At 75.2% G+C, this 19,392-nt stretch carries 21 protein-coding genes; 19 read left to right on the top strand and 2 right to left on the bottom strand.

The genetic code is table 11. The annotated features are described in order from the left end of the window. Position 1: 1 nt before the first annotated feature. The 9 genes from ABEA04_RS10910 to ABEA04_RS10870 all read left to right on the top strand — a co-directional run bounded on the left by ABEA04_RS10910 (position 2) and on the right by ABEA04_RS10870 (position 9,242). Positions 2–1,042 carry a FecCD family ABC transporter permease gene (locus ABEA04_RS10910; protein ID WP_345458176.1) on the top strand — a complete coding sequence of 347 codons (1,041 nt, stop codon included), beginning with the start codon at positions 2–4 and terminating at the stop codon, positions 1,040–1,042. Then, a complete protein-coding gene (locus ABEA04_RS10905) occupies positions 1,039–1,839 on the top strand; it encodes a heme ABC transporter ATP-binding protein (protein WP_345458174.1) in 801 nt (266 codons plus the stop codon). The genes ABEA04_RS10910 and ABEA04_RS10905 overlap by 4 nt, the downstream gene beginning before the upstream one ends. Continuing rightward, positions 1,836–3,035 (top strand): hypothetical protein, encoded by a 1,200-nt coding sequence (locus tag ABEA04_RS10900; protein ID WP_345458172.1) that lies wholly within the window; start codon positions 1,836–1,838, stop codon positions 3,033–3,035. Before ABEA04_RS10905 ends, ABEA04_RS10900 begins: the two co-directional genes overlap by 4 nt. Continuing rightward, the gene (locus tag ABEA04_RS10895; RefSeq protein WP_345458170.1) at positions 3,032–4,534 is read left to right on the top strand and encodes a hypothetical protein; all 1,503 of its coding nucleotides are present in this window, start codon (positions 3,032–3,034) and stop codon (positions 4,532–4,534) included. Before ABEA04_RS10900 ends, ABEA04_RS10895 begins: the two co-directional genes overlap by 4 nt. Then, positions 4,531–6,450, top strand: a complete 1,920-nt coding sequence (locus tag ABEA04_RS10890) for an Ig-like domain-containing protein (RefSeq protein WP_345458168.1) — start codon at positions 4,531–4,533, stop codon at positions 6,448–6,450. The genes ABEA04_RS10895 and ABEA04_RS10890 overlap by 4 nt, the downstream gene beginning before the upstream one ends. 88 nt (positions 6,451–6,538) lie before the next feature. Continuing rightward, positions 6,539–7,228, top strand: coding sequence for a biliverdin-producing heme oxygenase (locus ABEA04_RS10885; RefSeq protein WP_345458166.1), 690 nt, complete (start codon positions 6,539–6,541; stop codon positions 7,226–7,228). Positions 7,229–7,270: 42 nt separating this feature from the next. After that, on the top strand, positions 7,271–7,657 hold the full coding sequence (locus ABEA04_RS10880; RefSeq protein WP_345458164.1) for a MerR family transcriptional regulator: 387 nt from the start codon (positions 7,271–7,273) through the stop codon (positions 7,655–7,657). Positions 7,658–7,793: 136 nt separating this feature from the next. Further along, complete coding sequence (locus ABEA04_RS10875; protein ID WP_345458162.1) at positions 7,794–8,795, top strand: aldo/keto reductase; 1,002 nt, start codon at positions 7,794–7,796, stop codon at positions 8,793–8,795. Positions 8,796–8,879: 84 nt separating this feature from the next. Next, positions 8,880–9,242, top strand: coding sequence for a hypothetical protein (locus ABEA04_RS10870; RefSeq protein WP_345458160.1), 363 nt, complete (start codon positions 8,880–8,882; stop codon positions 9,240–9,242). Between the two features lie 202 nt (positions 9,243–9,444). On the opposite strand, the gene ABEA04_RS10865 is transcribed toward ABEA04_RS10870, so the two are convergent. Further along, positions 9,445–9,993, bottom strand: a complete 549-nt coding sequence (locus ABEA04_RS10865; protein WP_345458158.1) for a HEAT repeat domain-containing protein — start codon at positions 9,991–9,993, stop codon at positions 9,445–9,447. A gap of 18 nt (positions 9,994–10,011) precedes the next feature. Here ABEA04_RS10865 and ABEA04_RS10860 point away from each other — a divergent pair, with 18 nt between their 5' ends. After that, complete coding sequence (locus ABEA04_RS10860; RefSeq protein WP_345458156.1) at positions 10,012–11,694, top strand: phospho-sugar mutase; 1,683 nt, start codon at positions 10,012–10,014, stop codon at positions 11,692–11,694. Between the two features lie 21 nt (positions 11,695–11,715). Here ABEA04_RS10860 and ABEA04_RS10855 read toward each other — a convergent pair whose 3' ends face one another. Next, positions 11,716–12,318: a hypothetical protein gene (locus ABEA04_RS10855; protein ID WP_345458154.1), complete on the bottom strand. Its 603-nt coding sequence runs from the start codon at positions 12,316–12,318 to the stop codon at positions 11,716–11,718. A 72-nt stretch (positions 12,319–12,390) separates the two neighbouring features. Between ABEA04_RS10855 and deoC the strand changes: the two genes are divergently transcribed. The 9 genes from deoC to ABEA04_RS10810 all read left to right on the top strand — a co-directional run bounded on the left by deoC (position 12,391) and on the right by ABEA04_RS10810 (position 19,384). Beyond that, on the top strand, positions 12,391–13,383 hold the full coding sequence (gene deoC / locus ABEA04_RS10850) for a deoxyribose-phosphate aldolase (protein WP_345458152.1): 993 nt from the start codon (positions 12,391–12,393) through the stop codon (positions 13,381–13,383). Between the two features lie 11 nt (positions 13,384–13,394). Then, positions 13,395–14,831, top strand: a complete 1,437-nt coding sequence (locus tag ABEA04_RS10845) for an aldehyde dehydrogenase family protein (RefSeq protein WP_345458151.1) — start codon at positions 13,395–13,397, stop codon at positions 14,829–14,831. A 67-nt stretch (positions 14,832–14,898) separates the two neighbouring features. Further along, positions 14,899–15,795 (top strand): aldehyde dehydrogenase family protein, encoded by an 897-nt coding sequence (locus ABEA04_RS10840; protein WP_345458149.1) that lies wholly within the window; start codon positions 14,899–14,901, stop codon positions 15,793–15,795. Positions 15,796–15,805: 10 nt separating this feature from the next. Next, positions 15,806–16,165 carry a hypothetical protein gene (locus ABEA04_RS10835; protein WP_345458147.1) on the top strand — a complete coding sequence of 120 codons (360 nt, stop codon included), beginning with the start codon at positions 15,806–15,808 and terminating at the stop codon, positions 16,163–16,165. A 127-nt stretch (positions 16,166–16,292) separates the two neighbouring features. Next, a complete protein-coding gene (locus ABEA04_RS10830) occupies positions 16,293–16,997 on the top strand; it encodes a YbaB/EbfC family nucleoid-associated protein (RefSeq protein WP_345458145.1) in 705 nt (234 codons plus the stop codon). 72 nt (positions 16,998–17,069) lie between these two features. Next, positions 17,070–17,381 carry a hypothetical protein gene (locus ABEA04_RS10825; protein WP_345458143.1) on the top strand — a complete coding sequence of 104 codons (312 nt, stop codon included), beginning with the start codon at positions 17,070–17,072 and terminating at the stop codon, positions 17,379–17,381. Between the two features lie 121 nt (positions 17,382–17,502). Next, entirely contained in the window at positions 17,503–18,240 is a 738-nt protein-coding gene (locus tag ABEA04_RS10820; RefSeq protein ID WP_345458141.1) for a hypothetical protein, read from the top strand. Positions 18,241–18,302: 62 nt separating this feature from the next. Beyond that, positions 18,303–18,917 (top strand): ATP-binding protein, encoded by a 615-nt coding sequence (locus tag ABEA04_RS10815; RefSeq protein WP_345458139.1) that lies wholly within the window; start codon positions 18,303–18,305, stop codon positions 18,915–18,917. Continuing rightward, entirely contained in the window at positions 18,914–19,384 is a 471-nt protein-coding gene (locus ABEA04_RS10810; RefSeq protein WP_345458137.1) for a hypothetical protein, read from the top strand. The genes ABEA04_RS10815 and ABEA04_RS10810 overlap by 4 nt, the downstream gene beginning before the upstream one ends. The last annotated feature ends 8 nt before the right edge of the window (positions 19,385–19,392 follow it).

The following is a 19,392-nucleotide window of genomic DNA, read 5'->3' as shown; positions in this document are numbered from 1 at the left end:
CGTGGCGGGGGCCCGTCGGGGCCGGTGGCTGCTGCCGCTGCTCGCCGTCGGCCTCCTCGTGGCCGCGCTGGCCGCCGCCGGGTCGGGGCAGGTCGCCGTCCCGTTCGAGGAGGTCCTCGGGTCGGTGCTGCACCGCCTCGGCCTCGACCTCGGCCCGCTGCCCACGCACCCGCGCGGTGACGACACGCTCTGGGCGGTGCGCTTCCCGCGCGTGGCGATGGCCGTGGTCGTCGGCGCCGCCCTCGCGGTGGCGGGGGCTCTGATGCAGGGCGTGTTCGGCAACCCGCTGGCCGAGCCGAGCGTCGTGGGCGTCTCGGCCGGAGCAGCGGTCGCCGCAGCGGCGTCCATCGTCTTCTCGCTCGGCTTCGCCGGCGACTGGACGATCGCGGTGTGCGCCTTCGCCGGCGGCCTGCTGACCACGCTCGCCGTCTACGCGCTCGCCCGGGCCGACGGGCGCACCGAGGTCGTCACCCTGGTGCTCACCGGCATCGCGGTCAACGCCGTCGCCGGTGGGGCGCTGGCGTTCCTGATGTTCGCCGGCGACACGCAGGCCCGTGAGCAGATCGTGTTCTGGCAGCTGGGCAGCCTCAACGGCAGCCGCTGGGAGCAGGTGTGGGTCGTCGCGCCGCTCGCGGTCGGCGGCGTCGTCGCCGCGCTCCTCGCCGCCGGGCGGCTCGACCTGCTGGCCCTCGGTGAGCGACCCGCGCGCCACCTCGGGGTCGACGTCGAGCGGCTGCGCGTGGCGCTGGTCGTGGTGGTGGCGCTGCTGACCGCCGCCGCGGTGAGCTTCTGCGGCATCGTCGCGTTCGTCGGGCTGGTCGTGCCGCACCTGGTGCGCATGGTCACCGGCCCCGGCCACCGGGTGCTGCTCTGGGCCTCGATGCTCGCCGGGGCGCTCGTGCTCGTCGTCGCCGACACCGTCGCCCGCAGCTTCGTGGCCGGCGCCGACCTGCCGCTCGGCATGCTGACCTCGCTGGTCGGCGGTCCCTTCTTCTTCTGGCTGCTGCGTCGCACCCGGCGCTCGGCGGGGGGCTGGGGATGAGCGGCGGGCCGGCCCTCACCGCACGAGGCGTCACCGTCCGCTTCGGCGCGACCACCGTGCTCGACGGCGTCGACCTCGACGTGCGGCGGGGGGAGGTCCTGGCGCTCGTGGGCCCCAACGGCGCCGGCAAGTCGACCCTGCTGACCGTGCTGAGCGGTGACGTGGTCCCCACCGACGGCAAGGTCGAGGTGCAGGGCCGCCCGCTCGAGGCCTGGCGCCTCGCCGACCTCGCCCGCGAGCGGGCCGTGCTGACCCAGAGCAACCACCTCGCGTTCCCCTTCCCCGTCGCGGACGTCGTCCGCATGGGCCGGGCGCCGTGGCGCGGACGCGTGGAGGAGGACGCCGACGACGCCGCCGTCGCCGAGGCGATGCGCGCCACCGACGTCACCGCGCTGGCCGACCGCCCGTTCCCGGTGCTCTCGGGCGGCGAGAAGGGGCGGACGTCGTTCGCGCGGGTGCTGGCCCAGCGCACCGGCGTCCTGCTGCTCGACGAGCCCACCGCCGCCCTCGACCTCGGTCACCAGGAGCACGTGCTCGGCGAGGCCCGTCGCCGCGCCGACGCCGGCGACGCCGTCGTCGTCGTGCTGCACGACCTCGGCCTGGCCGCGGCCTGGGCCGACCGCGTGGTGCTGCTGCACGGCGGACGGGTGGCTGCCGAGGGCCCGCCGCGCGACGTCCTCACCTCGGGCCTGCTCACCGAGGTCTACGCCCACCCGATCGAGGTGCTGCCGCACCCGGTGACCGGCGACCTGCTCGTGGTCGCCGACCGACGCAGCACCAGGCAGGAGACCCGATGAGACGCCTGACCCTGGCCGCCGCGCCACTGCTCGCCGCCGCCCTCGGCGCCGCCCCCCTCGCCCCCGCCCACGCCGACGCCCGGGTCGACGTCGTGAACGACCGCGGCACCGGCGACGCCGACGTCCGCTACCGCACCACGATGACCGTCACCGGCCGCGGCTTCCAGGTGGTGCCGAAGGGCTTCGGCGGGGTCTACGTCATGTTCGGGTGGGTCGACGGGGCCGGCCGCGGGTCGTGGCGACCCTCGCGCGGCGGGCTCACCGGCCGCGACTACCGCTACATCCCCGACGCCGAGGACGCCTCGGCCAGCCAGGGCTACCTGCGGTACGTCGCCTTCCCGGGCGGGTCGACGGCCGGCGAGGCCGACACCGTGCTGTCGCGCACCGGCGGCTTCTCCGTCGAGCTCGTCGTGCCCGGCCCGGTCTTCCAGAGCGTCGACCGCGACGGCGCCGTCGCCGAGGTCGACTGCCGCGAGGTCACCTGCGGCGTCATCACCATCGGCGCGCACGGCGTCGCGAACGCCGCCAACGAGACCTTCACCCCGGTGCGGTTCGGCACCGTCTACGACGACGCCGCGCCCGACACCGCACCCGACACCGCACCCGAGGCACCCGAGGCCCCCGAAGCGGCGGGAACGAACGAGCCGGGCGAGCCGGCCGACGTCGCCGACCCCACGACGGCGCCGACGCCCACGGCGTCGGCCGACCCGGACACCGTCCTCGCCACGGACGCGCCGTCGCAGGCCGGCGAACCCGCCCGCGGCGAGGAGGCTGCGGCCGCCCCCGGGCTCACCGTCGACCGGGTCACCGCCGTGGCCGGCCACGCGATGACGTTCACCGGCCGGGGCTTCCGCCCCGGCGAGCAGGTGGTCGGCGTCCTCGACGACGGCATCGCCGCCCTCGGGCCGCTGGTCGCGGGCGGCTCCGGCGAGGTCGCCGGCGTGCTGCAGCTGCCCGCGAACCTCGAGGTGGGCACCCACGAGCTGCGGCTCACCGGCGCGGCCTCCGGCGTGGAGACCCTCGAGCGCTTCGCCGTCGCCGCGGCCGACGCGCCCACCCCCGAGCCCGTGGACGCCGTCCCCGCCGACGCGGGTGGGACCGCCGCCGCGGTCTTCGTCGCGGGCGCCGGGGCCGCCCTCCTCCTCGCGCTCGCCGGCGCCGTCCTCACCCGACGCCGCGCCCGGAGGACGGCGTGAGCCCCCGCCGCGCCGCGGGTGCCGCCCTGGCCGCCGTGACCACGGTGACCGCCCTCGCGACGCTGACGGCCCCGCTCGGTCCCGGCCCCGCGACGGCGGCCGCCTCCGGGCCGGCCGAGGGCGCGTTCACCGTCGTCGACGCCGAGCTGTCGTGGGGGCTGAACGACGAGAGCAACAACAAGGCCCACGCGCCGGGCACCTACAACTTCCTCTCCGCCGGCGCCGTGCCCGACCCCGGTGCCGGAGGGCAGAGCATCGTGGCGCCCGGCGTGTGGCAGGGCACCCGGACCCGCGCCTGGCGGGCCCGGTCGGGTCGCGTCGAGGTCCAGAAGCAGCAGCCCGACGGCGGTTTCGCCACCGCGGGCTTCGCCGGGCTCTCCACCGGCGTCGACGGCGCGCCGCTCACCTCGACGGCAGGCCCCTTCTCCCAGCACCGGGTCGTGCTGGGCGGCGGCCGCGGCACCGTCGACCCCGCGGCCGGGACCGCCCGGCTGCAGTGGCGCGGCTCGTTCTCGGTCGTCTACTACTCCGGTTACTCCTTCTTCGTCGTCACCGACCCCAGCCTCGAGGTCGCCGACGGGCGCGCCCGCCTGCGCGCCACGCTGTCGGGCTACGCCGCCGACCGCGACGACGCCTCGCAGTGGACGGCGGTACCGCCGCGCGAGGTCACCCTCGCCGACCTGCCCGGCGACCTCGTGCTGCCGGCCGAGGGCGGCTTCACCGCGGAGCCCGCCTACCGCGGCGTCCGCTGGAGCCCGCCCGCCGACGCACCCCGCCAGGTGCGCACGGGCTCGTCGTGGGGAGCCTTCCCGGCGTCGTTCCTCGCCTACCTCGACCGCGTCGGGACGGCGGCGTTCTGGTACTCCTCCGGCGGCACCGCCGACCCCCACAAGGTGCCCCGCCCCCTCACCGTGAGCTACGACGCCGGCCGGCCGGTCGAGCCACCGCCCGGTTCGCCAGGTCCCAGCGGTCCCACGGCCGAGCCCACCCGGCCCACGACCCCGCCCGAGCCGACGACGAGCGTCAACCCGGAGCCGCCGCCCACACCGCCCACGCCGCCCACGACGGCCACGCCGCCCACGTCCCCGGCGGCCACGCCGAGCGCGACGCCCCCGACCCGGCCCGAGCCGCCCGTCGTCCCGCCCCCGTCGGCGGCGCCCGACCCGACGCAGCCCGCGGGGCCGCCGCTGCCCTCGCAGCCGCCGGCGTCCGGTCCCCCGGCCACACCGCCCGGGGTCCAGGACACGGCCGTCGCGGCGCCGGTGCCGCTCGCCGCGGCCGCCGTCCACGCCGCCGGCGCGGTCGGCACGGCCGGTGCGGCCGAGCCCGTCGCCGACCGGGCGCCGCAGCCCTCGCCACCGACCTGGCCCTGGTGGCTGGGCGGTGCGCTGCTGCTCGCCGCAGCCCTCGTCACCGTCCACACCGCCCACGCCGTCCACACCGCGCGCGCAGCGCGCACCCGTTCCCGCACCACCCCGTCCCCGAGAGGAAACCGATGACCCACCGCACCCGCCGAGGAGCCGCCGCGCTCACGGCCCTGACCACGGCCGCCGCCGGCCTCGCCGTCGGCCTCGCCGTGGCCGCCGCGCCCCAGGCGAGCGCCGCCGACCCGGTCGCCGTCACCGGCGCCACGTTCGCCTGGGACCTCAACGACGAGGCCACCAGCGGGGCGTTCGCGCCCGGCACCTGGAACCTGATGTCGGCCGGCCGCATCGGCGACCCCGGCGCCGGCGGCCAGACCCTCCGCTCCGCCGACGACGGCGCCACCTGGAGCAACGGCGAGGCCGCCGGGTGGAGCGCGACCAGCGGCGACGTCACCGTCGAGGACCTGCGGTCGGACGGCTCGTGGGCCACGGCCACCTTCGCCGGCACCCGCACCGACGCCGCGGGCGTGCCGGCCAACGTCGGCGGCGTCCGCGGTGAGACCCGGCTGAGCTTCGGCGGCGGCACCGGCACGGTCGACGCGGACGCCGGCACCGCGACGCTGTCGTGGGACGGCGACGCCACCCTGCTCGCCTACTCGGGCATGACGTTCTTCTACCTCTCCGACCCCGAGCTCACCGTCGCGGACGGCGCGGGCACCGTCACGGCCACGGTCGGCGGCTACGCCACCTCGCAGGCCGACCCCGACGCGTGGGAGGCGCTGCCCGAGGTCGAGGTCACGGTCGCGACGTTCTCCGGCGTGACCGTCGGCCCCGGCGGCTTCACCGCCACCCCCGACTACGCCGGCGTGACCTACGACGGCCCGTCGGGGTCGACCGCCCAGGTGCGCACCGGGGCGACCTGGGGTGCCTTCCCGACCGACTTCGTCGACGTCCAGCAGGACCTCGGCCAGGGCCCCTACTGGTACTCCACCGGCAGCTCGGCCGACGTCCGCAAGCCCGCCAACCCGTTCACGGTGACCTACGCGACCGTCCCCACCGTGCGCGCGAGCCGCACCGACTTCCTGCCCGACGGCACCTTCGAGGTGACCGTCGAGGGCTCGGGCTTCGACCCCGCCGCGGCCACCGGCGCCCGCCCGCCGCTCGCCGGTCGACCGGCCGGCGCCTACGTCGTCTTCGGCAAGTTCGCCCCCACCTGGCGGCCCTCCGAGGGCGCGACCGGTGCGACCCGCAAGAACACGAGCCAGAAGTGGGCCGTGCTCGCCGAGGACATGGCAAGCATCGGCGGCCCCGACGGCGGCGCGGTCGAGCTGCGTCCCGACGGCAGCTTCACCGCCGTCCTCACCGTCGACCGGGCCGCGATCGACGCCGCGGCGACCGACCCCGCCCTGACGCAGTACGGCATCTACACCTACGCCGGCTCCGGAGCGGTGAGCGCCGGCTACGAGACCTACACCCCCGTCACCTTCACCAGGGCCACGCCGCAGCTGACCGTCACGGCTCCTGCGGTGCGCTTCGGCCGGCCCGCCACCGCCACCGTGCTCGTCGCCGGGGAGGGCGGCTCCGACGGCAGCGTGACGCTGCGCCGTGCCGGCACCGCGGTCGGCACCGCCGACCTGGTCGACGGCCGTGCCACCTTCCGCCTCGAGGGGCTGCGGGCCGGCGACCACACGCTGAACGCCGTCTACTCCGGCAGCACCACCAGCCTGGGCGGCAGCCGCACCGCCACGCTGACCGTCGCGCGGGCGATCACCACGACCCGACTGCAGGTCGTGCGTCGCCCCACGAGGACGAAGGCGGGTGCGGTCGCGGTGACCGTCTCCTCACCGACCACCGCACCCGCCGGTCGGGTCACGGTGGCGGTCAGCCGCGGCACGACGACGGTCCGCACCACGACCCCGGTCCTGCGCGGCGGCACGGTGCGCGCCGTCCTGCCGCGCGGCCCCCGGGGCCGCTGCACGGTGCGCGTGACCTACGCCGGCACCCGCGACGTCGCCGGCTCGCGACGGTCGACGACCTACTTCGTCAAGTAGCCCCGAGCCGCGGCCGGCGCGCGGTACCGTGCGCCGGTCGCGGCGAGACCTCCCCCTCCAGCCCGCCCGACCAGAGAGCGACCGCCCCATGACCCTCACCCACGACGGCGCCCCCGCCGTCCTCCCCGCGAGCCTGTCGGCCGCCATGCGCGACGGCTCGCGGGCCGAGCACGAGGCGGCGGAGGGCTCGGCGTTCATGACCGAGCTGCTCGAGGCCCGGCTCCCCGCGAGCGGCTACGCCGAGTACCTGCTGCGGCTGCGCGTGGTCTACGCGACGCTCGAGGACGCCGTCCGCCGGCACGCGGGCGACCCGCTCGTGGCCGCCGTCCACGACCCCGCGCTCGAACGGCTCGCCGCCCTCGACGCCGACCTGGCGCACTGGGCGCCGGGCCGTGCGCACGACGACCTCGACTCCCCGGCCGCCGAGGCCTACCGCGCCCACCTCGACGACGCCGCCCGGCGGGCCGCCGGCGGGTGGGGCGGCGGGCTCGTGGCCCACCACTACACGCGCTACCTCGGCGACCTCTCCGGCGGGCAGGCCATCGGCCGCATCCTCGAGCGCGGCTACGACACCCACGGCGCCGGCGTCGCCTTCTACGCCTTCGACGCCGTGCCGAAGCCGAAGCCCTACAAGGACGCCTACCGCGCCCGGCTCGACGCGCTCGCCCTCGACGCACAAGCGGTCGCGGCCGTGGTCGACGACGTCCGCGCCGTCTTCGGTCTCAACCAGGCGCTCTTCGCCGAGCTGGGCGAGCGGCTCGGCACCTATCCCCGCTGACCCGCGTTGACCTGGAGCCGACTCCAGGGTTCTCATGGGGCGGTGAGCCCGCTGACCATCGCCGAGACCGCCGAGCTGGTCGGACTGACCCCCGACACGCTGCGCTACTACGAGAAGGACGGCCTGCTGCTGCGTCCGGTGGCCCGCTCGGCCAGCGGTCACCGGCGCTACGACGCCGCCGACGTGCGCTGGATCGAGCTGGTGACGCGGCTGCGCGCCACCGGGCTCCCGATCCGCGACGTGCGCCGCTACGCCGAGCTGGTGCGCGCGGGCTCCGGCAACGAGGAGGAGCGGCTCGAGCTGCTCCGCGCGCACCGCAGCACCGTGCTCGCCCGGCTCGCCGAGGTGCAGGAGCACCTCGGCGCCATCGACCACAAGATCGGCATCTACACCGAGGCGCTCGAGCGGCGCAGCGAAGGGGCCGCGTGAGGTGTCGGACCCTGCCTCCAGCCGGGTCGCCGTCGGCCCGGTGTGACCTCGACCCGCCCGTCGCGAGCCCGTCCCTCGCTCGCGGGCCGGCTGCGCGCTTGACCTGGAGCGCACTCGAAGGAGCAGAGTGGACGGCATGACCCTTTCCCACCGCACCCTCGGGACGACGTCCCCCCTCACCGTCTCGGCCCTCGGCCTCGGCTGCATGGGCATGTCGGAGTTCTACGGCGCGCCCGACGAGGAGGCCGGGCTCGCCACCATCCACCGCGCGCTCGACCTCGGCGTCACCTTCCTCGACACCGCCGACATGTACGGCCCGTTCACCAACGAGCGGCTCGTCGGCAAGGCCATCGCCACCAGCAGCCAGGGCCGCGACGGCGTCGTCCTGGCCACCAAGTTCGGCAACCAGCGCGAGGAGGACGGCACGCGGCTCGGCATCAACGGCCGCCCCGAGTACGTGCGCGCCGCCTGCGACGCCTCGCTCGAGCGCCTCGGCGTCGACCACATCGACCTCTACTACCAGCACCGCGTCGACAAGACGGTCCCGATCGAGGAGACCGTCGGGGCGATGAAGGAGCTCGTCGAGGCCGGCAAGGTGCGCCACCTCGGACTCTCCGAGGCCTCCGCCGAGACGATCCGGCGCGCGCACGCCGTGCACCCGATCACCGCGCTGCAGACCGAGTGGTCGCTGTTCACCCGCGACCTCGAGGCCGAGATCCTGCCGACCGTCCGCGAGCTCGGCATCGGCCTGGTGCCCTACTCCCCCCTCGGTCGCGGCATCCTCACCGGCAGCTACACCAGCGCCCCCACCGACGAGAAGGACAGCCGCGCCTCGGCCTACTTCCCGCGCCTGAACGGCGAGGCGCTCGAGGCCAACCTGCGCCTGGTCGACCGGGTGCGCGAGATCGCTGACGAGAAGGGCTGCACGCCCGGCCAGCTCGCGCTGGCGTGGGTGCTGGCGCAGGGCGAGGACGTCGCCCCCATCCCCGGCACCAAGCGGGTGCGCTACCTCGAGGAGAACGTGGGCGCCGCCGACGTCGAGCTGAGCGACGACGACCTGGCCCGCATCGAGGACGCCGTCCCGGCCGACGCCGTCGTGGGCGCGCGCTACGGCGACATGAGCAGCATCGACGCCTGATCGTCACCGCTCCGTGAGGTCGCCCGGCGGCGCCGCACCCCGGGGGTGTGGCGCCGCCGGGGGCCGCCTGCTCCGCTGTGCGCCATGAGCGAGCAGGCCGGCCCCGTGCCGTCGGAGGAGGAGCGCCGCGAGATCGAGGAGGAGCGGCAGCGCCGGCTCGACCCGGCCAACCGCCCCGAGCGCGCCGAGGTCGACAACACCGGCGTGACGCTGCCGGCCGTCGAGGAGTTCGAGCGGCAGGTCGCCGACGACGACGAGGCCTCCGCCGGCACCGCCGACCCCACCGCCGACCCCACCGCCGGCTTCCGCGAGCAGGAGGTCGACGAGGACGAGCGGCGCGAGATCGAGGAGGAGCGCGCCCGTCGGCTCGACCCCGCCAACCGCCCCGAGAACACCGAGGTCGACAACACCGGCCGCACCTTCGAGGGCGACCGGTTCGTCGACTGAGACCGCAGGGAGACGCGACGAAGGAGCGTCTCGCGTAGCGGGCGAAGGTCGAGCAAGCGCCGCGGGTGAGGAACGAACCCGCGACGCGCGGGTCGAGACCACGCGAGCCCACGGGAACGTCCGCACTTACGGCAGGGCCCTTCGACAAGCTCAGGGTCCAAGGGTCGGGTCCGCGTCCAGGTTCCGCGGTCTCGACGACCGGTCAGTCGAGGTCGAGCCGCGCAGCCATCGCCTCCCAGGCCCGCCCGGCCTGACGTCGCACCTCGGGCGCGGGGTCGTCCAGACCGGCGCGGACGACGTCCGCGTGCTCGGTGTCGCCGACCACGGCCAGCGCCCGCATCGCCTGGGCCCGCACCCGCGGCAGCGCGTGGCCCGCGAGCGCGGCCGCACCGTCACCCGCGCCGGCCACGTCGTGGCGGGCGACGACCTTGAGGCACATCTCGGCCGGGCGGTGGTGCTCGTCGCCCAACCCCGCGACCACGGCGTCGGTGGCGTCGGGGTCGTCGGGGTCCCACACGTGCAGCAGCCCGCGGGCGCCCCACGTGCGCACCCAGTAGTCCTTCCACACGTCGTGGTCGAGGACGCCGTCGCCCGGCTGCCAGTCGTGCCCGGTGAGGCCGCGCAGCTCGTCGACGTAGCGCTCGCGCGGCGCCCCGCGGAGCAGGTCGACGCACACCGCCACGAACGCCGGCCGACCGAGGCGGTCGGCGAGGTCGGCGATGCCGACGGCGACGGGCGGCCGGTCGGTCATGTCGCTACGGTGCCCCACATGAGCCACGAAGTCGACGCCCTGCTCCAGCGTGCCCGCGCGTGGGCGGCCGACGACCCCGACGACGTCACCCGCGCCGAGCTGGAGTCGCTGGTCGACGCCGTCGACGGCGGCGACGACGCGGCTGCCGCCGACCTGGCCGACCGCTTCGACGGCACGCTCGAGTTCGGCACCGCCGGGCTGCGCGGCGCGCTCGGCGCCGGCCCCAACCGCATGAACCGGGTGGTCGTCACGCGGGCCGCGGCCGGGCTGGCCGCCTACCTGCGCGACACCCTGCCCCACCCCGGCCCGGTGGTCATCGGCTACGACGCCCGCCACAACTCCGACGTCTTCGCCCGCGACACCGCCGAGGTGATGACCGGCGCCGGGCTGACGGCCCACGTGCTGCCCCGTCCGCTCCCGACGCCGGTGCTCGCCTTCGCGATCCGCGAGCTCGGGTGCGCGGCCGGCGTCATGGTGACCGCCAGCCACAACCCGCCGCAGGACAACGGCTACAAGGTCTACCTCGGTGACGGCAGCCAGATCGTGCCGCCCGCCGACGCCGAGATCGCCGCCCGCATCGAGGCGGTCGGCCGGGTGGCCGACGTCCCGCGCGGCCCGGCCGGCCGGGTGCTGGGCGAGGACGTCGTCGACCGCTACCTCGACACCGTGGCCGGCCTGGCCGCCGACGGCCCCCGCGACCTCGACCTCGTCTACACGCCGCTGCACGGCGTCGGGGCCGCACCGGTGCTGCAGGTGCTCGAGACCGCCGGGTTCTCCGAGCCGCGGGTCGTGGAGCAGCAGGAGCAGCCCGACCCCGACTTCCCGACCGTCGGCTTCCCGAACCCCGAGGAGCCCGGCGCGATGGACCTCGCGCTCGAGCTCGCCGCCGCCACCGGGGCCGACCTGGTCGTCGCCAACGACCCCGACGCCGACCGGTGCGCCGCGGCCGTGCCGGGCGACACCGGCTGGCGCATGCTGCGCGGCGACGAGGTGGGCGCCCTGCTGGCCCACCAGCTGCTCACCTCGGGCCGCGAGGGCACCTACGCGACCTCGGTCGTCTCCTCCACGCTGCTCTCGAAGATGGCCGCCGCCGCGGGCCAGCCCTACGCCGAGACGCTGACGGGATTCAAGTGGATCAGCCGGGCCGAGGGCCTGGCGTTCGGCTACGAGGAGGCGCTGGGCTACTGCGTCGACCCCGAGCACGTGCGCGACAAGGACGGCGTCTCGGCGCTGCTGCTGCTGTGCGAGCTGGCCGCCCGGCTCAAGGCCGAGGGACGCACGCTCCTCGACGTGCTCGACGACCTCGCCGCCGCCCACGGCCTGCACGCCACCGACCAGGTCTCGGTGCGCGTCTCCGACCTCGCGCTCATCGGGCAGGCCATGGCCCGGCTGCGCGACCGGCCGCCGTCCGAGCTGGGGGGCCTGGCCGTCGAGGGCGTCGACGACCTCGCCCGGGGCTCCGTCGAGACCACCGGCCTGCCGCCCACCGACGGCCTGCGGTTCCGGCTCGCCGACGGCGCCCGCGTGGTGGTGCGGCCGAGCGGCACCGAGCCGAAGCTGAAGTGCTACCTCGAGGTCGTCGTCCCGGTCGAGCAGGGCCGCGACGGCGAGCGCGCCGACGCCGTCGAGGGCGCGCGCATCACCGCCGCCGCCCGGCTCGACGCCATCGGCGGCGACGTCCGGGCCGCGCTGGGGCTCTGACCCGAGCCCGGGCCCGACCCCTCAGAGCACGATCAGGACGACGAGCGCCACCGCGGGCACGGCGAGGCCGGTGATCTCGGCCACCGCGGGGGTCTTGGTCACCTCGGCGCCGAGCCGTTCCTGCTCGTCGGAGAACGGGGCGATGCCGAGCCGCTCGCGGGCCTGCTTCGACAGCGTGCGGATGCGGTCCTCGACGAACATGCCGTAGGAGTCCTCGGCCAGCTCGACGGGGCTGCGGTCGCGCCCGGCGCCGGGCAGCTTGTCGTCGCGGCGGATCTGGCGGCGGCTGCGGCCGATGGCGGCGGAGGTGAACCGCCGCTCCCCGACCCGCACCGCCAGCACCTGCCGCACCGCGATCTCCTCGATGGCCGCGAGCGGGATGCGCACGGTGTCGACCATGTTGCGCAGCACCAGCCGGTCGTCCTCGACGATGACGACCGGGCGCAGCATCGCCGCCCACGCCAGCACCGCGACGAACACGCCGACGGCGACCAGCGCCCACTCGACGCCACCGGACGTCGTCAGGCCGAGCACGGCGAGACCGAGGCCGACGAGCAGCGCGAGCACCCCCGAGACCCGGCCGCTCGTGGGCCGGAAGACCTGGCGCTCCGCGACGTCCTCCATGCCCCCACTGTAGGAGACGGGACGATCGCCGGGCCCTGCGGAACCGGGCCCCGACCGGCCTATGCTGACCCAATGCCCACGCTCGCCACGGACCACGCGGCCACCGGGGGCGGCGCCTCCGCGCTGTCCGACGTGACCCGCTCCGAGGCCTCGCTGCGACGCTTCCTGCACGGCCTCCCCGGGGTCGACCAGGTCGGTGCCGAGGCCCGTGCCGCCACCCTCGGCACCCGTTCGATCAAGACGACCGCGAAGGCGCAGGCGCTCGACCTCGCCATCCGCATGGTCGACCTCACCACGCTGGAGGGCCAGGACACCCCCGGCAAGGTGCGGGCGCTGGCCTCGAAGGCGATGCGGCCCGACCCCGGCGACCCCACCTGTCCCGCCGTCGCCGCCGTGTGCGTCTACGGCGACCTCGTGGCCGAGGTCAAGCAGGTGCTGGGCACCTCGGGGGTCAACGTGGCCGCCGTCGCCACCGCGTTCCCCAGCGGCCGCGCGGCGATGGACGTCAAGCTGGCCGACACCCGCGACGCCGTCGCCGCCGGGGCCGACGAGATCGACATGGTCATCGACCGCGGCGCCTTCCTCTCCGGCCGCTACCTGCAGGTCTTCGAGGAGATCGCGGCCGTGCGCGAGGCGTGCGCCCGGCCCGACGGCACCACCGCGCACCTCAAGGTCATCATGGAGACCGGCGAGCTGCAGACGCTCGACAACGTGCGCCGGGCCAGCTGGCTCTCGATGCTCGCCGGCGGCCACTTCATCAAGACCTCCACCGGCAAGGTGCAGCCCGCCGCCACGCTGCCGGTCACCCTGGTGATGCTCGAGGCCGTGCGCGACTACCGCGAGGCCACCGGCGAGATGATCGGCGTCAAGCCCGCGGGCGGCATCCGCACCGCGAAGGACGCCATCAAGTACCTCGTGATGGTCAACGAGGTCGCCGGGCCCGATTGGCTCGACCCCGACTGGTTCCGCTTCGGCGCCTCCACGCTGCTCAACGAGCTGCTCATGCAGCGCACCAAGCTGACCACGGGCCGCTACTCCGGCCCCGACTACTTCACCCTGGACTGAGCGAGGCCGCGATGACCACCTTCGAGTACGCCCCCGCGCCCGAGTCGCGCAGCATCGTCGACCTCAAGCCGTCCTACGGCCTGTTCGTCGACGGCGAGTTCGTCGACGGCCACGGTGGCGCCTTCAAGACCATCAGCCCGGCCACCGAGGAGGTGCTGGCCGAGGTCGCCGAGGCCGACGAGTCCGACGTGGACGACGCGGTCAAGGCCGCCCGCCGCGCCTACGACCGCGTCTGGTCGCGGATGCCGGGCCGCGAGCGCGCCAAGTACCTCTACCGCATCGCGCGGATCATCCAGGAGCGCAGCCGCGAGCTCGCCGTGCTCGAGTCGCTCGACAACGGCAAGCCGATCCGCGAGTCGCGCGACGTCGACGTCCCGATCGTCGCGGCGCACTTCTTCTACTACGCCGGCTGGGCCGACAAGCTCGAGTACTCCGGCTACGGCTCGACGCCGATCGGCGTCGCCGGGCAGATCATCCCGTGGAACTTCCCGCTGCTCATGCTGGCCTGGAAGATCGCGCCCGCGCTCGCCTGCGGCAACACCGTGGTGCTCAAGCCGGCCGAGACGACGCCGCTGACCGCGCTGCTGTTCGCCGAGATCTGCCAGCAGGCCGACCTGCCGCCCGGCGTCGTCAACATCGTCACCGGTGCCGGCGCCACCGGGCAGGCCATCGTCGGCCACGACGACGTCGACAAGATCGCCTTCACCGGCTCGACCGAGGTCGGCAAGGCCATCGCCCGCGCCGTGGCCGGCACGCCGAAGAAGGTCACCCTCGAGCTCGGCGGCAAGGCCGCCAACATCGTCTTCGACGACGCCCCGCTCGACCAGGCCGTCGAGGGCATCGTCAACGGCATCTTCTTCAACCAGGGCCACGTGTGCTGCGCCGGCTCGCGGCTACTCGTGCAGGAGTCGGTCGCCGACGAGCTGCTCGAGAAGCTCAAGCGCCGCATGGGCACCCTGCGCCTCGGCGACCCGCTCGACAAGAACACCGACGTCGGCGCCATCAACTCCGCGGAGCAGCTGGCCCGCATCCGCGAGCTCTCGCAGGTCGGCGAGGACGAGGGCGCCGGACGCTGGTCGGCGCCGTGCGACCTGCCCGACCGCGGCTTCTGGTTCCCGCCGACGATCTTCACCGGCGTCACCCAGGCCCACCGCATCGCGCGGGAGGAGATCTTCGGCCCGGTGCTCTCGGTGCTGACCTTCCGCACGCCGTCGGAGGCGGTCGAGAAGGCCAACAACACCCCCTACGGCCTCTCGGCCGGCGTGTGGACCGAGAAGGGCTCGCGCATCCTGCACCTCGCGGGCGCGCTGCGGGCCGGCGTGGTGTGGGCCAACACGTTCAACAAGTTCGACCCCACCAGCCCGTTCGGTGGCTACAAGGAGTCGGGCCAGGGCCGCGAGGGCGGCCGCCACGGACTGTCCGCCTACCTGAAGGGAGGCGACCTGTGAGCACCCCACGATGTTCTTCGCCTCCCCCGCTCCGCTCCGCCGCCGAACAACACCGAGGGGACCCCGCATGAGCCGCGCGAGCAGCCGCCGCGCCGCCGAGCGCCAGGGCGTGCGCAAGACCTACAAGCTCTACGTCGGCGGGGCGTTCCCCCGCTCGGAGTCGGGCCACTCCTACGAGGTGGTCGACCACCAGGGAGCCTTCGTGGCCAACGCCGCCCTCGCCTCCCGCAAGGACGCCCGCGACGCCGTCGTGGCCGCCCGCAAGGCCTTCGGCGGCTGGGCCGGGCGCACGGCGTACAACCGCGCCCAGGTGCTCTACCGCGTCGCGGAGGTCATGGAGGACCGCCGGCCGCAGTTCGAGGCCGCCGTGCGGCAGTCGGAGGGCCTCAACGCCTCGGGGGCGACCGCCGCGGTCGACGCCGCCGTCGACCGGCTCGTCTGGTACGCCGGCTGGGCCGACAAGCTGACCCAGGTGGTCGGCAACGCCAACCCGGTGGCCGGGCCGTTCTTCAACCTCTCCACCCCCGAGCCCACCGGCGTCGTCGCGGTGCTCGCCCCCCAGGGCTCCTCGCTGCTGGGCCTGGTGAGCGTGATCGCCCCCGTCGTGGTCACCGGCAACACCGCGGTCGTCGTCTCGTCGTTCGCGCGGCCGCTGCCGGCGGTCACCCTCGGCGAGGTGCTGGCCACCTCCGACGTGCCGGGTGGCGTGGTCAACCTGCTCACTGGCGACGCCGCCGCGCTCGGCCCGTGGCTGGCCTCGCACATGGACGTCAACGCCATCGACCTCACCGGCGTCGCCGGCGACGCCGCCCTGGCCACCGAGCTCGAGGTCGCCTCCGCCGACAACCTCAAGCGCGTGCGCCGGGCCCCGGCCGCCGAACCCGACTGGACGGCGTCCCCCGGGCTCGACACGATGACCGACTTCGTCGAGATCAAGACCGTGTGGCACCCGATGGGGGTCTGAGGTCGGCTCGATGACGGCCGAGCTGCGCGCCACGGCGGTGGGCAGCGTCGTCCTCGCCGTCGTGCTCGCGGCGGCCCAGCTGTCCTGGGCGTCGTCCGGCACGACGGCGACGACGGGTCTCGTCGTCGTGGTGCTCTCGCTCGTGGGCTGGCTGTGCCTGCTGGCGTGCGGTGCGGCGGCGCTCGTGCGACGCCGACCGCCGCCGCGCCCGCCCGCGCTGGTCGCCCTCGCGGGTGCGGTGGCCGCGCTCGTCGTGGGCGGTCTCGGCGCGCTCGGGGCCGACGACGACGGCCTGCTCACGCTGACGTGGCCGGCCGTCGTCCTGCTGATCCTGGCGCTGGGCTGGCTGCTGCCGCCGCGCCCGCGGTAGGCCCGCGAGCGGCTCGAGCGGCCGGTGGGTTGTTTGCCACCGGCACCGGCGGGAAGGGGTCTGGGGTCACCGACCGCCGACCCGCTGGTCTTCCTCGCCCGGGTCGAGAACCGAGAACGGAGGCGCCGTGACCGACGCCATCGACGCACGCCTGAGCGACCTCGCCAGGCGCACGCAGGAGTTCGCCCAGCAGCTCGAGGCCTCGCTCTCGAACGTCGCGGCGAGCCAGACCACCAGCGAGCAGGGCGGCGTCACCGTGCGCCTCGGCGCCGACGGCACGGTCGAGCGGGTCGTCGTCGCCGACGCCTGGCGCCGCGAGGCCACGCCGGCCGAGCTCGGCAACCTGGTCCTCACCACGATGGGCCTCGCCTTCGGCGAGCAGTTCCGGGTCTGGGCCGAGCGCGCGCCCGACGAGCTCGACAAGCCCGTGCCGCGCACCGTGCCGCGGCCGACCCGTGTGGTGCAGCCCCCGCGCGGACCCGCCGGCGACCACTACGTGAACGACACCGTGCGCGCCGTCGGCGGCGTCGAGGGAGCCCTCGACGACCTCATCGACGCCCTGCGCATCGCCAGCGACCAGCGCTTCGAGGGCCGTGACCGCACCGGCCACGTCGTCGCCACCGCCGACGGCCGCGGACAGCTGATGAGCCTCGACCTCGACCCCGAGTGGGTCGACGGCTCCCCGGCGTCCGCGCTCGGCGTCGCCGCCACCGAGGCGATGCAGGACGCCGTCGCCCGCAGTCGTGCCGGCACCGACCTGCAGGGAGTCGTGGAGGAGAGCCGCCTCGGCCGCCTGCACCGCTCCCTCGTGAACGACGCGCCCGCGTCCTAGCGCGGCCCGGGCACCCGCCCGGCGCCATCCACCCACCCAGGACCCCGCTCAGCTCGGAGAACGGAGACAATCATGGTCGACCTCAGAGTGGCCAACGAGGCCCTCGACAACGACATCGGCGTCTGGAACGCAGCGTCGGAGTCGTTGAGCACCGGCGCCACCAACGCCGACGCGCAGACGCTGGGCGCCGGCGTCTTCCCCATCAACATCCCCATCGACATGCTGTCGAAGTACCAGGCCCTGCAGGAGAAGGTCGCCACCCTGTTCGACCAGGGCGCGAAGGAGACCCAGGGCATCAGCGAGACGCTCGTCTACGTCCGGTCGACGATCAACTCCACCGACGCCTCGGTCGCCGACGACCTGAACGGCCTCTGGGACTACTGACGCCCCACGGCCCCCCCACCCCGGCCACCCCGGCCGGCCCCCTCCTGCACCACCCATCCCGCAGTGATCTCGGGCAGAGCCGCACCGGTTGCTGCCGACTCTGACTTGACGAGGAGACGTCATGGCTGACGACTACACGATGTTCGAGGTTCAGAAGTTCCTCGACGACGTACAGGACAAGATCGACGAGCTGCAGTCGGGCGTGAACAACGTCCTGCAGAACCTGCCCTGGTGGGTTCCCGACTGGGCCATCGACCCCGTCTACGACAAGTGGAACGAGCTGATGGACGCCTGGGGCGCCGCCATCCAGGACCTGCAGAACCTGCTCGACAACATCGGCGAGGCCTGGACCCTGCGGGCCAGCGCCCTCGCGTGGCGCCAGGAGGTCGAGGCCGAGACCAGCTCGGTCGGCGGCACCATCGGCCTCGGTCAGCTCTCGACCGACGACGTCTTCTCGGGCGTCTCGGCCAACGCCTACCGCAGCATCGTGCCCGGCCAGCAGCAGGCGGCCAACGCGATGAAGCCGCAGTACACGACCAAGGTCGCCGAGGGCCTCGACGACACCGCCGACGCCATCAACAAGTCGCTCTCGACCGTACAGGAGGCGCTCGTCGCCCTCGGCGTCGCGGTCGCCGGGGCGATCGTCGCGATCGCCGGCGCCGCCGCCGTCATCCCGCTGATCGCCGGCATCGTCACCTGCATCGGCGCCATGGCCACCTTCGCGGTCAAGATGATGAACGCGAAGGACCAGCTGATCGACGACTGCCAGGCCGTCGTCAGCTCGTGGGACGGCGCCCTGGAGGACTGGACCAACTTCGACACCAACAACAGCTGGCCGAAGGCCGTCTTCCCGGCCTGAGGCCGTCACCGCGGCCGCACCCCGGGGGCGACAACCGACGACCGACCGGGGAGGATGTGCCGGTGCGCGCACGGGTCGTCGTCGTGGCCGGGCCCTCGGGGTCGGGCAAGTCCCGCCTCGCCGCCCGCACCGGGCTGCCGGTGCTGCGCCTCGACGACTTCTACAAGGACGGCGGCGACCCGACCCTCCCCCGCATCGCCGACGGCCCCAACGCCGGCATCGCCGACTGGGACGACCCGGAGTCGTGGCTGTGCGACGACGCCGTCGCCGCGATCGAGACGCTCTGCCGTGAGGGCGCGGGCGACGTCCCGGTCTACGAGCTGGCGAAGGACGGCCGCACCGGCTGGCAGCGGCTCGACCTCCACGGCTCGCCGCTGTTCGTGGCCGAGGGCATCTTCGCCCAGGAGGTCGTGCCGCGGGCCAGGGAGGCCGGGCTGCTGGCCGACGCGGTCTGCGTGCGCCAGCACCCGATGGTGACGTTCTGGCGGCGGCTGACCCGCGACCTGCGCGAGCGCCGCAAGCCACCGCTGGTGCTGGTGCGCCGGGGCCTCGCCCTGATGCGTGCACAGCGCGAGGTGGTGCGGCACGCCGTGGCGCTGGGCTGCCGGCCGGTCACCCCCGACGAGGCGCTGCAGGCCGTCGCGTCGCTGTCGCGCTCCGGCGCCGTCGAGCGGTGAGCCCGCTCGGCGCGGGGCTGCGCCAGCCCGACCGCCGCTCCTGCGGCGCCGCCTGCATGGTGATGGCCGAGGCGCTCACGCCGCCGGTCGAGGACGCCGCCACGCTCGCGCCGCGCTTCGCCGAGCGCGTGCTCGCCACCCACCGCCGCCTCACGTCGTGGCGGCTGCACGGCCGCCCCCAGCTGCCCTACCCGCGCGCGCTCGGCACGCCCCCGTGGGCCGTGGCCCGCGAGCTGGGCGCGCTGACCGGACGACGCCACCGGGTGCGGCTGGTGCGACACCTCGCCCGCACAGCCGGGCCGCCGTCGTCCGGCGCGCTCTACGTCGGCAGCCGGCTGCTGCCGCGTCACGTCGTCCTGCTCGTCGGCGAGGGCCGCTGCTACGAGCCGTCCTCGGGGCGCGTGCTGCCCGTCGACGGCCCGCTCGGCGGTTGGCGCCACCGCTGGTTCGCGATCACGCCCCGCTGATCACCCGC

The sequence above is a fragment of the Nocardioides marinquilinus genome, from assembly GCF_039543705.1.
Lineage (GTDB): Bacteria > Actinomycetota > Actinomycetes > Propionibacteriales > Nocardioidaceae > Nocardioides > Nocardioides marinquilinus.
This window is presented reverse-complemented; position numbering and strand designations above follow the sequence as displayed.

Bases quoted from the DNA above. Each gene is read 5' to 3' on its own strand.
- ABEA04_RS10905 (WP_345458174.1), top strand. From the start codon at position 1,039: ATGAGCGGCGGGCCGGCCCTCACCGCACGAGGCGTCACCGTCCGCTTC.
- ABEA04_RS10900 (WP_345458172.1), top strand. From the start codon at position 1,836: ATGAGACGCCTGACCCTGGCCGCCGCGCCACTGCTCGCCGCCGCCCTC.
- ABEA04_RS10890 (WP_345458168.1), top strand. From the start codon at position 4,531: ATGACCCACCGCACCCGCCGAGGAGCCGCCGCGCTCACGGCCCTGACC.
- ABEA04_RS10885 (WP_345458166.1), top strand. From the start codon at position 6,539: ATGACCCTCACCCACGACGGCGCCCCCGCCGTCCTCCCCGCGAGCCTG.
- ABEA04_RS10875 (WP_345458162.1), top strand. From the start codon at position 7,794: ATGACCCTTTCCCACCGCACCCTCGGGACGACGTCCCCCCTCACCGTC.
- ABEA04_RS10870 (WP_345458160.1), top strand. From the start codon at position 8,880: ATGAGCGAGCAGGCCGGCCCCGTGCCGTCGGAGGAGGAGCGCCGCGAG.
- ABEA04_RS10865 (WP_345458158.1), bottom strand. From the start codon at position 9,993: ATGACCGACCGGCCGCCCGTCGCCGTCGGCATCGCCGACCTCGCCGAC.
- ABEA04_RS10860 (WP_345458156.1), top strand. From the start codon at position 10,012: ATGAGCCACGAAGTCGACGCCCTGCTCCAGCGTGCCCGCGCGTGGGCG.
- ABEA04_RS10855 (WP_345458154.1), bottom strand. From the start codon at position 12,318: ATGGAGGACGTCGCGGAGCGCCAGGTCTTCCGGCCCACGAGCGGCCGG.
- deoC (WP_345458152.1), top strand. From the start codon at position 12,391: ATGCCCACGCTCGCCACGGACCACGCGGCCACCGGGGGCGGCGCCTCC.
- ABEA04_RS10845 (WP_345458151.1), top strand. From the start codon at position 13,395: ATGACCACCTTCGAGTACGCCCCCGCGCCCGAGTCGCGCAGCATCGTC.
- ABEA04_RS10840 (WP_345458149.1), top strand. From the start codon at position 14,899: ATGAGCCGCGCGAGCAGCCGCCGCGCCGCCGAGCGCCAGGGCGTGCGC.
- ABEA04_RS10835 (WP_345458147.1), top strand. From the start codon at position 15,806: ATGACGGCCGAGCTGCGCGCCACGGCGGTGGGCAGCGTCGTCCTCGCC.
- ABEA04_RS10825 (WP_345458143.1), top strand. From the start codon at position 17,070: ATGGTCGACCTCAGAGTGGCCAACGAGGCCCTCGACAACGACATCGGC.
- ABEA04_RS10820 (WP_345458141.1), top strand. From the start codon at position 17,503: ATGGCTGACGACTACACGATGTTCGAGGTTCAGAAGTTCCTCGACGAC.